Raw genomic sequence first — 14,132 nt, 5'->3', positions numbered from 1 at the left:
TGAATCGAGGGCGTCGGACGTCGTGCGGGCGACGGCGTCCGGCGTCCGGTCCTCCGGGCCGCGGGGAGCGCCCGCCGTGCGTGCGGGCTGGGAGCAGGAAATGGACGTGGCCATGCTCAGTCTCCCGCCACGCCGGTCGCGAACACCAGGCTGGCCAGGCGCGCCGAGGCCACCATTTCGCGGGCCAGCGCCTGCCCGCCGGTGTCGTCGTCCGGCAGCGCGATGCGGCGGTGCAGCGTGGCTTCTCCTTCCGGAAGGCAGCCGATCGCCGCATCGAAGCCCGCCAGCAGACCCGGGGCATTCGCGAGCAATGCGGAAGCATCCTGGGGTGCCATCTCGGCGAAGCGCTGCGGCATGACCACCGTGAGCATCACCGGCAGGCCGGCCGGTTGCGCCGCCGTGGCGGGCGACGGGGGCTGCGGCATCGGGGCCACCGTGATGAGCAGGTCGTCGATCGCGCAGCCGCCATCCTCGGCGGCGCGGTCGGCCTCCTCGCTGCCCAGCCCGAGCGCACGGACGGCGTCGCGGAGGACATCCAGCGGGTCGGTCGGGGAGGGACTGAAGCGGTCGGCTCCTTTGTCGGGGGCCGCGAGCGCGAAAGGCGATGGCATGGAGAATCCTTGTCGTTGTTCAGGGAGGACCGGTGCCCGGCATGGGTGCCCCCGTGCGGCACCCACCGTGCTGCCTGCCGGCTGCAGATGGTCCGGCGGCGACGGCCTGCTTGTCGCGCGGCCGCTGGTCCATGGCGCAAAGGTAGTGCCGGCGCGCCAAGGCCACCACCTGCGTGCGAAGCATCGCGCACGCGAACGAAGTCCGCCGGCGCGGGCGGACGGCAGGACCGCGCCGGTCAGGCGCCGGTATCCAGCTCCGCCGGCAGCCAGCCGCGCAGGCTGTTGAGGAAGGCCCAGCCCTGCACGCGCGGCACGTCCTCGCGCCGGAGGATGCCCTCGGCGATCCGCCCTTCCCGCAGCGCCACCGCGCGGCCCACGCCGGGCAGCAGGCCGCAGGTGACCGGCGGCGTGATCCAGCGGCCGTCCAGCAGCGCCGCGACGTTGCCGAACGTGCCCTCGGTGATCTCGCCGGCCTCGTTCCACAGCACCGTGTCGAACACGCCCGGCCGGGTGGGCGCGAATGCCGCGTAGTGCTCCCGCCGCGTGGTCTTGTGGCGCACGAATTCACCGTGCGCCGCCTCGAACGGGCGATCGGCCAGGCGCAGGCGCACCGGCACCGCCACCTCGGGACACGGAAAGGCCTCGGCGCGCGGCGTACCCGCGGCATCCAGCAGCAGGCGGGTGCGCCAGCGCCCCTGCGGATGCGCCGCGGCCAGCCCGTCCAGGCAGGCCCGCGCGCGCGCGCCGTTCCAGGCGAAACCGAAATGCGCGGCGGTGCCGGCCATGCGCGCGAGGTGGTCCTCTGCGTGGCGGAAGTGCCCGCCCTCCAGCGCCAGCGTCTCCAGCACTTCGAAAGGCCGGCTCGCGCGCTCCACGAAGGCCCGCTTGTGGCGCCACTCGCGCCATTCGGCATCCGCCTGCGCGTCGGAGGTGATCCCGCTGCCGATGCCGCAGACCGCCTCGGTCCCGCGCAGCACCACGGTGCGGATCGGTACGTTGAACGTGGCCGCGATGCCTCCCGCGCCCACCGGCCCGCCGGGCCGCACCACGCCGACCGCGCCGCAGTACACGCAGCGCGGTCCGCTTTCGAGTTCCCGGATCGTCCGCATGGCCTGCACCTTCGGCGCGCCGGTGACCGAACCGCACGGGAACAGCGCCGCGAACACGTCGGCCAGGCCGGTGCCGGGCCGCGTGCGCGCCGTGACGTCGGAGGTCATCTGCCACACGGTGGGCAGCGCCTGCGTGCGGAAAAGCGCCGGCACGCGCACGCTGTGCGGCTCGGCGATGCGCGACAGGTCGTTGCGCAGCAGGTCCACGATCATCACGTTCTCGGCCCGCTCCTTGGGCGCCGTGCGCAGGTGCTCCGCATGGGCGGCGTCCGCTTCCGGCGTGGCGCCGCGCGGCGCCGTGCCCTTCATGGGCCGCGCGAGGATGTCGCCGCCCCCGGGCCCGGAGCGCCAATCGAAGAACAGCTCGGGCGACACCGACAGCACCTGCTCGCTGCCCGCATCGATGTACGCGGCATACCCGCCCGGCTGGGCGCGCCGCAGGGCATCGAAGAAGGCCGCCGGGGAGCCTTCGAGGCGCCCCCGCAGCGGTGCCGTGAAATTCACCTGGTAGAGCTCGCCGTCGCGGATCGCCTGCTGGATGCGGCCGAACGCGGCATCGAAGGCGGGGCGGTCCAGCCCGGCCCAGCCCTCCGCCGTGGCGGATGCCTGCTGCGGCGCGGTGCCGGCAGCGCTCTCTGCATGCGCGTCGCCATCGCCGGCCGTCAGCGGGGCGCCATACACCGCGAACCACGCCAGCGGCCCGTCGGCGGCATGCGTGACGAGCGCTGCATCGAATGCCGCTGCCGCCTCGTAGCGCAGGTAGCCCACGCACCACGCGCCCCGCCGGGCGGCGGCCTCCACCGCATCGAGCACGCCCCGCACCTCGCCCGGCGCGTGGGCCACGAGCACCGCCTCCGGCTGCGCGAAGGCCCGGCGCAGCCGCGGCGCACCGCGCTCCAGCGGAGTGGCGAAATCGATGCGGCAGGCCGTCATGTCATCTCATGCCGCGCCGATGCGGGGCACCAGCGCGCCGGCCGGCTGGCCGCCCTTCAGCGCCGCGGTGAAGGCCAGCATGCGGTCGATCGGCTCGCGTGCGCGCGGGATCAGCGCCGGGTCCACGTGCACCGCATTGGCGCCGGTTTCCAGCACCCGCGCCACGTCGGCCAGGCCGTTCATGGCCATCCACGGGCAGTGCGCGCAGCTCTTGCAGGTGGCGCTGTTGCCGGCCGTGGGCGCCTCGTGGAACACCTTGCCCGGGTTGAGGGCGCGCAGCTTGTGCATCATCCCGTTGTCGGTGGCCACGATGAATTCGCGCGCATCCATCTCGCGCGCGGCCTTCAGGATGGCACTGGTGGAGCCCACCGCATCGGCCAGCGCCACCACCTCGGCGGGGCTCTCGGGGTGCACCAGCACCTTCGCCTGCGGATGCTCGCGCTTCAGCGCTTCCAGCTCGTGCGCCTTGAACTCGTCGTGCACGATGCAGGCGCCGTTCCAGAACAGCATGTCCGCGCCGGTCTCGCGCTGGATGTAGCTGCCCAGGTGCCGGTCCGGCGCCCAGAGGATTTTGTGGCCCGCCGCCTTGAGGGCGGAGACGATCTCCAGCGCGCAACTCGAGGTCACCAGCCAGTCGGCGCGCGCCTTCACCGCTGCGCTGGTGTTGGCATACACCACCACGGTGCGGTCGGGATGCTGGTCGCAGAAGGCGCCGAAGGCATCCACCGGGCAGCCCAGGTCGAGCGAGCAGGTGGCATCCAGGTCCGGCATGAGCACGGTCTTCTCGGGCGAGAGGATCTTGGCCGTCTCGCCCATGAAGCGCACGCCGGAGACCACCAGCGTCTGCGCCGCGTGGTCGCGCCCGAAGCGCGCCATCTCCAGCGAATCGCTCACGAGGCCGCCCGTCTCCTCGGCCAGGTCCTGCAGATCCGGGTGCACGTAGTAGTGCGACACCATCACGGCGTTGCGCTCCTTCAGCAGCCCGCGGATGCGGTCCTTCAGCGCGGCGCGCTCGGCCGGCGCGGGCTCGGGCGGCACGCGGGCCCAGGCATGGCGTGTGGAGCACACGCCGCTGCCCTCGGCGACGGGCTGTTCGTATTCCACGGGCTGGATGGCGAGGGCGTTGTCGGTCGTCATGGTGGGTCGGGCCGGTGTGAAGCGGCCCCGTGGTCTTGGCGGAAAAAGGCGCGGCCCGGGCCGCTCAGGAGAGGTCCTGGAGGCGCATCGAGAAATCGACCGCCTTCACGTCCTTGGTCAGGGTGCCGATGGAAATGCGGTCCACGCCCGTCTCGGCCAGCGCGCGCAGGCCCTCCAGCGTCACGCCGCCGGAGATTTCGAGAATCGCCGGCCCCGCCGGGTGCGCGGCGTTCAGGCGCACGGCATCGTGCAGCATCGGCAGCGGCATGTTGTCCAGCAGCACCATGCGGGCGCCGGCATCCAGCGCCTCGGCCAGCTGCTCCAGCGTCTCGCATTCGATCTCGACGAACTGCGCCCGGGCGGCCACGGCGGCGGCCGCGCGCAGCACCGCCGTGACGCCGCCCGCGGCGGCGATGTGGTTTTCCTTGATGAGCACCGCGTCGTGCAGCCCGATGCGGTGGTTCGTGCCGCCCCCCATGCGCACGGCGTACTTCTGCGCCAGGCGCAGGCCGGGCAGCGTCTTGCGCGTGTCCACGATCTGCGCGCGCGCGCCCGCCACCGCGTCCACGTAGTGCCGGGTCTTGGTGGCCACGGCGGACAGCAGTTGCAGGAAGTTGAGCGCCGTGCGCTCGGCGCTCAGCAGCGCGCGTGCCTGGCCTTCGATCTCCAGCACGACCTGGTCGGCAGCGCAGCGCTCGCCCTCCTGCACGTGCCAGATGAGCTGCACGCCCGGGTCGAGCGTACGCAGCGCCGCCTCGGCCCACGGGGCGCCGCAGATCACCGCCGGCTCCCGGGCCAGGATGCGCGCGCGCACGCGCCGGGCGGGATCGATCAGGGCGGCCGTCAGGTCGCCCGCGCCCACGTCTTCCTCGAGGGCCCGGGCCACGTCGGCCCGCACCACGGTCTGCAGATCGGCATCGCCGGACACGCCGGCGGGTGGCTGGAACGGATTCGTCATGGGCCGCGAGCATACCGGCAACCAGGGCCGCGGTGGCAGCTCAGCCATGGGATACCCTGCATGCGCCCGCGAATGCCCGCATGGCGAGTGCTGGCGGGGCCGCCCCGCCCGGCCCGCGCTCGCATAGACTCGCGGCTCATTCGCGACCCGAGGACTCCATGACCACGACATCGCCGCCGGCCTCTTCCACCGCCACGCCCTACGGCACCCTGCCGCCCGCATCGCCCCTGCCGCAGCGCCGGCCCGTGAGCCTGCCGCGCCTGGCGCAGATGCGCGAAGCCGGCGAGAAGATCGCCATGATCACCGCCTACGACGCCACCTTCGCGGCCGTGGCCGACGCAGCGGGCGTGGAATGCATCCTCGTGGGCGATTCGCTCGGCATGGTCTGCCAGGGCCTGCCCAGCACCGTCGGCGTGACGCTCGACACCATGGCCTACCACACGGCCAGCGTGGCCCGCGGCCTGCACCGCGTGCAGGGCACCGCCTGGCTCATCGCCGACCTGCCCTACGGCAGCTATGCCGAGGGCCGCGAGCAGGCCCTGCGCAGCGCCTGCACGCTGATGCAGGCAGGCGCCCACATGGTGAAGCTCGAAGGCGGCGGATGGACGGCACCCACGGTGCAGTTCCTCGTGGAGCGCGGCATCCCCGTGTGCGCCCACCTCGGGCTCACGCCGCAGACGGTGCATGCGCTGGGCGGCTACCGCGTGCAGGGCCGCGACGACGACGCCGCACGCCAGCTGCGGCTGCAGGCCCGCGAGCTGCAGGATGCCGGCGCCTCCATGCTGGTGCTCGAGATGGTGCCTGCCGTCCTCGCACGCGAGCTCACCGAAGCGCTGCCCCGCTGCCACACCATCGGCATCGGCGCGGGCAGCGGCACGGCCGGCCAGGTGCTGGTGCTCCACGACATGCTGGGCATGAACCTCGGCCGCATGCCGCGCTTCGTGCACGACTTCATGCAGGACACCGGCAGCGTGCGCGGCGCCATCGAAGCCTACGTGCACGCCGTCAAGGCGGGCCGATTCCCCGACGACGCGCGCCACGCCTGGTAGCACCCGCCTTCCAGAACGCCGACTCCGTCCCTTCTCCGCACTTCGTCCATGCTCATCGTCCATTCCATCGCGGAGCTGCGCGCCGCGCTCGCCGGCCGCGGCCGCCCCGCCTTCGTTCCCACCATGGGCAACCTGCACGACGGGCATCTCTCGCTCGTGCGGCGGGCCCGCGAATGCGGCGGCCCGACCGTCGCCAGCATCTTCGTGAACCGGCTGCAGTTCCTGCCGCACGAGGATTTCGACAGCTACCCCCGCACCTGGGACGCCGACCGCGCACGCCTCGAAGCCGCCGGCTGCGACATCCTGTTCGCGCCGCGCGAGGCGGATCTCTACCCCGAGCCGCAGACCTTCAAGGTGCATCCCGATCCACGCCTGGCCGACCTGCTGGAGGGCGAATTCCGCCCCGGCTTCTTCACCGGCGTGTGCACCGTGGTGATGAAGCTGTTCTCCGCCGTGTTCGGCACGACGGGCGGCGGCACCGCGGTGTTCGGCAAGAAGGACTACCAGCAGCTGATGGTGATCCACCGCATGGTCGAGCAGTTCGCGCTGCCCATCGACGTGGTAGCCGGCGACACCTGCCGCGCGGACGACGGCCTGGCCCTCAGCTCGCGCAACGGCTATCTCGCGAGCGGCGAGCGGTCTCAGGCGGCGGAGCTGCCGCGCGCGCTGCGGGCGCTGGCCGACGCGGCGCTGTCGCGGCCCCTGGCCGACTGGCCCGCGCTCGAGCAGGCGGCCTGCGAGGCGCTGCGTGCCCAGGGCTGGCAGCCCGACTACCTCGTGGTGCGGCAGCGCAGCGACCTGCAGCCGGCCAGCGATTCCCGGGCGGGGACGCTGGTCGCGCTGGGCGCCGCACGCATCGGATCGACGCGGCTCATCGACAACCTGGAGTTCTAGCGCGGCGTGCGGAACGCGGCCTGGCGCACGGCCGCGCCAGAAAGGCCGCAGGCGCCTGGGATGCAGCATCCCGGCGGGGCACGTCCGGCGCGGGCGGAAGGCGCCCACCTACGCCGGCAGGTGCCGCCCGCGCACAATCCACGCAGGGCATGGGCCTTAAGGTAGACCCATCTGCAACCCACCTCTTTTTTAGGAGAAGACCATGCCCATCATCCTCTGGCTCCTCGGCGTTCCTCTGTCCCTCGTCCTGCTGCTGATGCTCTTCGGCGTGCTGTAAGCACCCTATGGCCCCGGCCATGTCAGGGCGCCTCCGGGCGCCCTTGCCGCGTCTGGGGTTCAGCCACCCGGCACTTCCATCGCCGGGCCGCGCCCCATCAGCCGGGCCACCGCTTCGGTGGCCGTGGTGGCACCGTCCAGCAGCGACACCACCTCTTCGGCGATCGGCATGTCCACCCCTGCCTGGCGTGCGCGCTGCACGACGGTGCGCGCGCTGTACACGCCCTCGGCCACGTGACCGAGGGACTCCACCGCCTGCTGAGCGCTCGATCCCTGCGCGAGCGCGAGGCCCACGCGGCGATTGCGCGACAGATCCCCCGTGGCGGTGAGCACCAGATCGCCCAGGCCCGAGAGGCCCATGAAGGTCTCCGCCCGCGCACCCAGCGCCACCCCCAGGCGGGTCATCTCGGCCAGGCCGCGCGTGATCAGGGCCGCGCGGGCGTTCATGCCCAGCCCCAGGCCGTCGCACAGCCCCGTGGCGATCGCCAGCACGTTCTTCACCGCCCCGCCCACTTCCACGCCCACGATGTCTTCATTGGCGTAGACGCGCAGCGTGGGCCCGTGGAAGGCCTCGACGAGCATGTCGCGCAGACCCGCATCGCGGCTCGCGGCGACCAGCGCGGTCGGCCGGCCCTGCGCAGCTTCCAGCGCGAAACTCGGGCCGCTCAAGGCACCCGAACGCAGCTCCGGCGCCACGCGGGTACAGACCTCGTGCGCCATCAGGCCCTGCGCATCACCGCCCGGGGACGCCGCCTCGAAGCCTTTGCAGAGCCAAGCGACCGGAACGGCGCTGCCGCGCAGCCGCTCCAGCATGCCCCGCAGGCCCGACATGGGCGTGGCGATGATGGCGAGATCGGCCGCGGCATCCGCCAGCGCCTGCAGGCTGTCGCCGCCGGCCACCTGCAGGCCCGGCGGAAACGCGATGCCGGGCAGATAGCGCGGGTTCCCGCGGTCCGCCTGCATCGCGGCCGCCTGCTGCCCGTCGCGCGCCCAGAGGGTCACGGCATGCCGGGCCGGATGCGCCGCCGCGCTGAGCGCCATGGCGGTGCCCCAGGCGCCCGCACCGAACACGATGATCTTCATGGATGTGGGAATCGGGCGGGACCGCGCCGGCGGCGGCCCCGCGCGGGAAGCCGCCAGCGGGCTTCCCGGGTGCGCCGCCACGCGGCGGCGCAGGCGTGCATCACTGCGTGACGCCGGGCGTCGGAGCGGCGGAGGCCACCTGGGCCTGCTGCTGCTCGTACATGGCCTGGAAGTTGATCTCCGCCAGGTGCACGGGCGGGAAACCGGCGCGCGTCACCACGTCGGCGATGTTGCCGCGCAGGTAGGGGTACACGATCTGCGGGCAGGCGATGCCCATGATCGGGCCCATCTGGTCCTCGGGGATGTTGCGGATCTCGAAGATGCCGGCCTGCTTGGCCTCCACCAGGAACACCGTCTTGTCCTTGATCTTGGTCTGCACGGTGGCCGTCACGGCCACTTCGAAAATGCCGTCGGCGACCGGAGCGGCCTCGACGCCCAGCTGGATGTCCACGTTGGGCTGCTCCTGCTCCAGCAGGATCTGGGGCGAGTTCGGCTGCTCCAGGGACAGATCCTTCAGATACACGCGCTGGATCTGGAACACGGGATTTTCTTCGGACATGAGGGTCGTTCTTTCGATTCGGAAACGGGGAAGAGGGCCGAGTAGGACAAAGCCCGCCGGGGACGTCGCGGTCCCGCAGCGGGCAGCACTCGGGGCCGCATTATGCAGCGCCGGCCGGCGCCGATTCTCAGGCGCCGAGCAGCGGCATCAGGCCGCCGCGCCCGTCGAGCGCGACGAGGTCGTCGTGGCCGCCGACGTGCGTGTCGCCGATGAAGATCTGCGGCACCGTGCGGCGCCCCGTGATCTCCATCATGTGCGAACGGGCCGCGGGGTCGAGATCGACGCGGATCTCCTCGATCGCGTCCACCCCTTTGGCCTTCAGGATCTGCTTGGCCCGGATGCAGTAGGGGCAGACGGCGGTGGTGTACATCTTGACGGTTTGCATGGCGCGGCCTTCCTGGAAGATTGCTTGCGTGGGATATGCAGTGGCACGTGGTGCCGCTTCAGGCCTTTTCAACCGGCATGCCGGCCTCGCGCCAGGCCTTGAGCCCGCCCGCGAGCGCCTCGGCCTTCTCATAGCCGAGCTTCTTGGCCACGGCCACCGCGCGCTGCGCCCGGGCGCCCTTGGCGCACACCAGCACCAGCGGCACGGTCTTGTTCTTGACGACCTGCGGCAGGCGCTCTTCCAGCTGGCCCAGGGGCACGTTCTTCGCACCGCCGACATGGCCGGCCGCGAACTCGTCGGGCTCCGACACGTCGACCACCACGGCCTTCTCGCGGTTGATGAGTTGCACCGCGCGTGCCGCGGTGAGCGAGCCGCCCGCGGCTTCGCGGAAGATGGGCAGGAGCAGCATCGCGCCCGAAACCAGTGCGACGAGGACGAGATACCAGTTGTCGATGAAGAAATTCACGGGAGTCCTTGGGGAAAGCAAACCCCGCAATTTTAGAATGCGGCGTTTGACCCGCCCGATTCCACAGCTTCCCACTTCCCCTGCAACCATGCACAAACTCGTCCTGATCCGCCACGGCGAATCCACCTGGAACCTCGAAAACCGCTTCACCGGCTGGACCGACGTGGACCTCACGCCCACCGGCATCGAACAGGCCAAGAACGCCGGCCGCCTCCTGAAGGCCGAGGGCTACGGGTTCGACCTGGCCTTCACCAGCGTGCTCAAGCGCGCCACGCGCACCCTCTGGCACGTGCTCGACGAGATGGACCGCACCTGGCTGCCCGTGGAGCACAGCTGGCGCCTCAACGAGCGCCACTACGGCGCCCTGCAGGGCCTCAACAAGGCCGACATGGCCAAGCAGTACGGCGATGCGCAGGTGCTCGTCTGGCGGCGCAGCTACGACACGCCGCCGCCCGCGCTCGAAGCCACCGACCCGCGCAGCGAGCGCGGCGACGTCCGCTATGCGGGCCTGGACGCCGAGCAGATCCCGCTCACCGAATGCCTGAAGGACACCGTCGCCCGCGTCCTGCCCTACTGGAACGAGCGCATCGCGCCCGCCATCCGTTCGGGCCAGCGCGTGGTGGTCGCGGCGCACGGCAACTCGATCCGCGCCCTGGTCAAGTACCTGGACGGCATCTCGGACGACGACATCGTCGGCCTGAACATCCCCAACGGCATCCCCCTGGTCTACGAGCTGGACGACGACCTGAAGCCGCTGCGCCACTACTACCTGGGCGATGCCGAGGCGGCGGCCAAGGCGGCGGCAGCCGTGGCATCCCAGGGCAAGGCCTGAGTCCCGGGCAGGCCCGCGTCACTGCGGAAAACCCGAGAAAACCCCCAAAAGCACGGCAGGACGCGGAACTGCGCGCCGCCCGTGCTTTCCAAGGGGGTGTATATTGAACCTTGAACCCGGCAAAGGTGTTTTCCGAATGGGCCAGAAACTCAAGATAGCAGGATGGGTGTCGATCGGCGTGTTCGCCGGCGCCCTGACCACGGTGTCCCTGCAGACCGTCGCGCGCGGAGCCATGACTCCGCTTCCCCTCGAAGAGATCCAGCAGCTCTCGGCGGTCTTCGGCCTCATCAAGACCGACTACGTCGAGCCGGTGGACGACAAGAAGCTCATCACCGATGCCATCTCGGGCATGGTGTCGAGCCTCGACCCCCACTCCCAGTACTTCGACAAGAAGTCCTTCAAGGAATTCCGCGAAGGCACCACGGGCCGCTTCGTGGGCGTGGGCATCGAGATCACGCAGGAAGACGGGCTGATCAAGATCGTCTCGCCGATCGAGGGCTCCCCCGCCTTCCGCGCCGGGCTCAAGACCAACGACCTCATCACCAAGATCGACGACACGGCGGTCAAGGGCCTGGCCCTCAACGAAGCCGTGAAGAAGATGCGCGGCGAGCCCAACACCCAGGTGACGCTCACCGTGTTCCGCAAGGACGAGAGCCGCACCTTCCCGGTCACGATCACCCGCGAGGAGATCAAGACGCAGTCGGTGAAGGGCAAGGTCGTCGAGCCGGGCTACGCCTGGGTGCGCCTGTCGCAGTTCCAGGAGCGCACGGTGGACGACTTCGTGCGCAAGGTCGAGGAGATCTACCGCCAGGACCCGAACATCAAGGGCATGGTGCTCGACCTGCGCAACGATCCGGGCGGCCTGCTCGACGCGGCCGTGGCCATCTCCGCCGCGTTCCTGCCCGAGAACGTGACTGTCGTGTCCACCAACGGCCAGCTCCCGGAGAGCAAGGCCGAGTACAAGGCCTCGCCCGAGTTCTACCAGCGCCGTGGCAGCGGCGATCCGCTCAAGCGGCTGCCGGCGGCGCTGAAGAGCGTGCCGCTCGTGGTGCTCGTCAACGAAGGCTCGGCCTCCGCGAGCGAGATCGTGGCCGGTGCGCTGCAGGACCACAAGCGCGCCACCATCCTGGGCAGCCAGACCTTCGGCAAGGGCTCGGTGCAGACCGTGCGCCCGCTCGGCCCGGACACCGGCATCAAGCTCACCACCGCCCGCTACTACACCCCGAGCGGCAAATCCATCCAGGCCAAGGGCATCGTCCCCGACGTCATGGTGGACGACAGCGCCGACGGCGATCCGTACGCCGCGCTGCGCATGCGCGAGGCCGACCTCGAGAAGCACCTGACCAGCGGCCAGGGCGAGGAGCAGAAGGACGCCGCCCGCGAGAAGGCCCGCGAGGAAGCCCGCAAGCGCCTGGAGGAAGAGGCGAAGAAGCCCGCCTCCGAGCGCAACAAGATGCCGGAGTTCGGCACCGAGAAGGACTTCCAGCTCACCCAGGCGCTGAACCAGCTCAAGGGCCAGCCCGTGGTCGCGAGCAAGACGCAGACCGAGCGCAAGGAAGAGAAGAAGGACAACTGATCTCCGGCCTGCCCGCAGGCGCTCATCCACAGGCCGGGCTCCGCAGGGAGCCCGGCTTTTTGCTGTCTTCCGCGGCACCGGCCCCGCGCCCGATCGCCGCATCATCGCCCCGGCACACTTCCCTCCATGAACGACGACCAGCTCCTGCGCTATTCCCGCCACATCCTGCTCGACGAGATCGGCATCGAGGGCCAGGAACGGCTGCTGGCGGCGCATGCCCTCCTCATCGGCGCGGGCGGTCTCGGCTCGCCGGCCGCCCTTTTCCTCGCATCGGCAGGCGTCGGCCGGATCACGCTGGTCGATGCCGACACCGTGGACCTCACGAACCTGCAGCGGCAGATCGCCCACACCACGGCGCGCATCGGCCAGCCGAAAGTGGCCTCGGCCGCCGAGGCCCTGCACGCGGTGAACCCCCAGGTGCGCGTCGATGCGCTGCCGCTGCGCGCCGACGCCGCCTGGCTGGATGCGCACGTGCCCACGGCCGACGTGGTGCTCGACTGCAGCGACAACTACGCCACGCGCCAGGCCGTGAACGCCGCCTGCGTGCGCCACGGCGTGCCGCTGGTGGCGGGCGCCGCGATCCGCTTCGACGGGCAGATCACCGTGGTGCAGCCCGCGGTGCCCGATGCGCCCTGCTATGCCTGCCTGTTCCCGCCCGATGCCGATTTCGAGGAGGTACGGTGCTCCACGATGGGCGTGTTCTCGCCGATGGTGGGCATCATCGGCGCGATGCAGGCGGCCGAGGCGCTCAAGCTGCTGGCCGGCGTGGGCCGTTCGCTCGCGGGCCGGCTGCTGATGCTGGATGGACTCTCGATGGAGTGGACGGCGATGCGCGCGCACCGGGACCCTGCATGCCCGGTCTGCAGGAACGGCCACCCCGGCCACCCGACAGCGGTAGGAGAAATCCTACCGGGGTAACACCCTGCTGCTGGCAGAATGCCGGCTCTCTCTCTATAAAGTAGAGCCGTGATCAATCCCCCCATCCGGCCCCTGATACGGACCAGGCTCCACAGTGAAACTGCGCACCTATATTGTTGAAGACAACGCCACGATCCGGGAGAACCTGATCGGCACGTTGGAGGAGCTGGCGGAAGTCGAAGCCGTGGGCGTCGCCGAGACGGAAGACGAAGGCAAGGAGTGGCTCGCCAGCCACCCTGAGCAGTGGGATCTCGCCATCGTCGATCTGTTCCTGCGCCAGGGCAGCGGGCTCGGCGTCCTCGCGGCCTGCCGCACGCGCGGCCCGCGCCAGAAGATGGTGGTCCTCAGCAACTACGCCACGCCGGACGTGCGCATGCGCTGCGCCCAGCTCGGCGTCGATGCCGTCTTCGACAAATCCAACGAGATCGACGCGCTCGTCGAGTATTGCGTCGAGCACGGCACGCTGCGCAAATCGGCCAGCAGCGCCTGAGCCGCGCAATCGTTTCCGCGCGAAGCCCGCCCTGGAGCGAAGGCTTCGCGCCCAGCATTCCGCTCCACCCTGCGGACCCCAATGCAAAGACCCCGGACGGTTTCCCGTCCGGGGTCTTTTTCCTCGCGCCCGGCGGCCACCAGGGCGGCTTGCGCAAGGGCGCGATGGAAGCGCGGGGCGCCGCGGGCACCCCGGGGGCAGATCAATCGATCAGCTTGTTCTTCAGCGCGTAGTAGGTCAGGTCGCTGTTGGACGACAGCGCCATCTTCTCCATGAGCCGCGTGCGGTACGTGCTCACGGTCTTCACGCTGAGGGACAGCGACTTGGCGATGTCGCCCGCGGTCTCGCCCTTGGCCAGCTTCAGGAACACCTGGAACTCGCGTTCGGAGAGCTGTTCGTGCGGCGGCGCGTCGTCCTTGCGGTTGAGCTGCTGCGCGAGCAGATCGGCCACGGCGGGCGTGAGATAGCGGCGGCCCAGCGAGATGGTGCGGATCGCCTCCACGATCTCCTTGGGGTCGCATTCCTTGTTGAGGTAGCCGCTCGCACCCTGGCGGATGAGGTTGATGGCGTAGTGCTCCTCGGGGTAGCCGCTCAGGATGAGGATGCCCATGTCCGGCGCCTTCGCGCGGAGCATGGCCAGGGCGTCGAGTCCACTTTGGCCGGGCATGGACAGGTCCATCAGCAGCACGTCGATCTCGTGGTTGCGCACGAGGTCGATGGCCTCGCGGCCGTTGGACGCTTCGCCCACGACGCGAAGGTCTACATGTTCTGACAGAAATTGTCGCAATCCCGAGCGGACAATCGCATGGTCATCCACAATGCCGATCTTGATCATTGATAGTTCTTTCAAGAGGCA

15 protein-coding genes are annotated in these 14,132 nt (G+C 70.5%); 6 read left to right on the top strand and 9 right to left on the bottom strand.

Translation table 11 applies throughout. The annotated features are described in order from the left end of the window. Nucleotides 1-116 precede the first annotated feature (116 nt). The 4 genes from Q9R47_RS12030 to nadC all read right to left on the bottom strand — a co-directional run bounded on the left by Q9R47_RS12030 (nucleotide 117) and on the right by nadC (nucleotide 4,748). Nucleotides 117-611, bottom strand: a complete 495-nt coding sequence (locus Q9R47_RS12030; RefSeq protein WP_311233425.1) for a hypothetical protein — start codon at nucleotides 609-611, stop codon at nucleotides 117-119. A gap of 236 nt (nucleotides 612-847) precedes the next feature. Continuing rightward, nucleotides 848-2,653 (bottom strand): aminodeoxychorismate synthase component I, encoded by a 1,806-nt coding sequence (gene pabB, locus Q9R47_RS12025; RefSeq protein WP_311233424.1) that lies wholly within the window; start codon nucleotides 2,651-2,653, stop codon nucleotides 848-850. 6 nt (nucleotides 2,654-2,659) lie between these two features. After that, nucleotides 2,660-3,790, bottom strand: coding sequence for a quinolinate synthase NadA (nadA, locus tag Q9R47_RS12020; protein WP_311233423.1), 1,131 nt, complete (start codon nucleotides 3,788-3,790; stop codon nucleotides 2,660-2,662). Between the two features lie 64 nt (nucleotides 3,791-3,854). Further along, nucleotides 3,855-4,748 carry a carboxylating nicotinate-nucleotide diphosphorylase gene (gene nadC / locus Q9R47_RS12015; protein ID WP_311233422.1) on the bottom strand — a complete coding sequence of 298 codons (894 nt, stop codon included), beginning with the start codon at nucleotides 4,746-4,748 and terminating at the stop codon, nucleotides 3,855-3,857. 158 nt (nucleotides 4,749-4,906) lie between these two features. Here nadC and panB point away from each other — a divergent pair, with 158 nt between their 5' ends. Together panB and panC are read left to right on the top strand one after the other, a co-directional pair. Then, nucleotides 4,907-5,797: a 3-methyl-2-oxobutanoate hydroxymethyltransferase gene (gene panB, locus Q9R47_RS12010; RefSeq protein WP_311233421.1), complete on the top strand. Its 891-nt coding sequence runs from the start codon at nucleotides 4,907-4,909 to the stop codon at nucleotides 5,795-5,797. Nucleotides 5,798-5,845: 48 nt separating this feature from the next. Beyond that, nucleotides 5,846-6,691, top strand: coding sequence for a pantoate--beta-alanine ligase (gene panC / locus Q9R47_RS12005; protein ID WP_311233420.1), 846 nt, complete (start codon nucleotides 5,846-5,848; stop codon nucleotides 6,689-6,691). A gap of 336 nt (nucleotides 6,692-7,027) precedes the next feature. Here panC and Q9R47_RS12000 read toward each other — a convergent pair whose 3' ends face one another. From Q9R47_RS12000 to Q9R47_RS11985, 4 genes are all read right to left on the bottom strand, one after another. Further along, nucleotides 7,028-8,050 (bottom strand): NAD(P)H-dependent glycerol-3-phosphate dehydrogenase, encoded by a 1,023-nt coding sequence (locus tag Q9R47_RS12000; RefSeq protein WP_311233419.1) that lies wholly within the window; start codon nucleotides 8,048-8,050, stop codon nucleotides 7,028-7,030. Between the two features lie 100 nt (nucleotides 8,051-8,150). Next, entirely contained in the window at nucleotides 8,151-8,609 is a 459-nt protein-coding gene (secB, locus tag Q9R47_RS11995; RefSeq protein WP_311233418.1) for a protein-export chaperone SecB, read from the bottom strand. Nucleotides 8,610-8,736: 127 nt separating this feature from the next. After that, entirely contained in the window at nucleotides 8,737-8,994 is a 258-nt protein-coding gene (gene grxC, locus Q9R47_RS11990; protein ID WP_311233417.1) for a glutaredoxin 3, read from the bottom strand. A 58-nt stretch (nucleotides 8,995-9,052) separates the two neighbouring features. Continuing rightward, nucleotides 9,053-9,460, bottom strand: a complete 408-nt coding sequence (locus Q9R47_RS11985; protein WP_311233416.1) for a rhodanese-like domain-containing protein — start codon at nucleotides 9,458-9,460, stop codon at nucleotides 9,053-9,055. Nucleotides 9,461-9,548: 88 nt separating this feature from the next. Between Q9R47_RS11985 and gpmA the strand changes: the two genes are divergently transcribed. From gpmA to Q9R47_RS11965, 4 genes are all read left to right on the top strand, one after another. Further along, nucleotides 9,549-10,292 carry a 2,3-diphosphoglycerate-dependent phosphoglycerate mutase gene (gene gpmA, locus Q9R47_RS11980; RefSeq protein ID WP_311233415.1) on the top strand — a complete coding sequence of 248 codons (744 nt, stop codon included), beginning with the start codon at nucleotides 9,549-9,551 and terminating at the stop codon, nucleotides 10,290-10,292. 136 nt (nucleotides 10,293-10,428) lie between these two features. Continuing rightward, a complete protein-coding gene (locus Q9R47_RS11975; protein WP_311233414.1) occupies nucleotides 10,429-11,868 on the top strand; it encodes a S41 family peptidase in 1,440 nt (479 codons plus the stop codon). A 126-nt stretch (nucleotides 11,869-11,994) separates the two neighbouring features. Then, on the top strand, nucleotides 11,995-12,786 hold the full coding sequence (locus Q9R47_RS11970) for a molybdopterin-synthase adenylyltransferase MoeB (RefSeq protein WP_311233413.1): 792 nt from the start codon (nucleotides 11,995-11,997) through the stop codon (nucleotides 12,784-12,786). 94 nt (nucleotides 12,787-12,880) lie between these two features. Further along, the gene (locus Q9R47_RS11965; protein WP_311233412.1) at nucleotides 12,881-13,276 is read left to right on the top strand and encodes a response regulator; all 396 of its coding nucleotides are present in this window, start codon (nucleotides 12,881-12,883) and stop codon (nucleotides 13,274-13,276) included. Nucleotides 13,277-13,478: 202 nt separating this feature from the next. Here Q9R47_RS11965 and Q9R47_RS11960 read toward each other — a convergent pair whose 3' ends face one another. Continuing rightward, nucleotides 13,479-14,111 carry a response regulator transcription factor gene (locus Q9R47_RS11960; RefSeq protein ID WP_013596140.1) on the bottom strand — a complete coding sequence of 211 codons (633 nt, stop codon included), beginning with the start codon at nucleotides 14,109-14,111 and terminating at the stop codon, nucleotides 13,479-13,481. Nucleotides 14,112-14,132: the final 21 nt, after the last annotated feature.

Origin of the sequence: Acidovorax sp. PRC11, from assembly GCF_031844105.1 — a bacterium.
Taxonomy (GTDB): Bacteria; Pseudomonadota; Gammaproteobacteria; order Burkholderiales; family Burkholderiaceae_C; genus Paracidovorax.
This window is presented reverse-complemented; position numbering and strand designations above follow the sequence as displayed.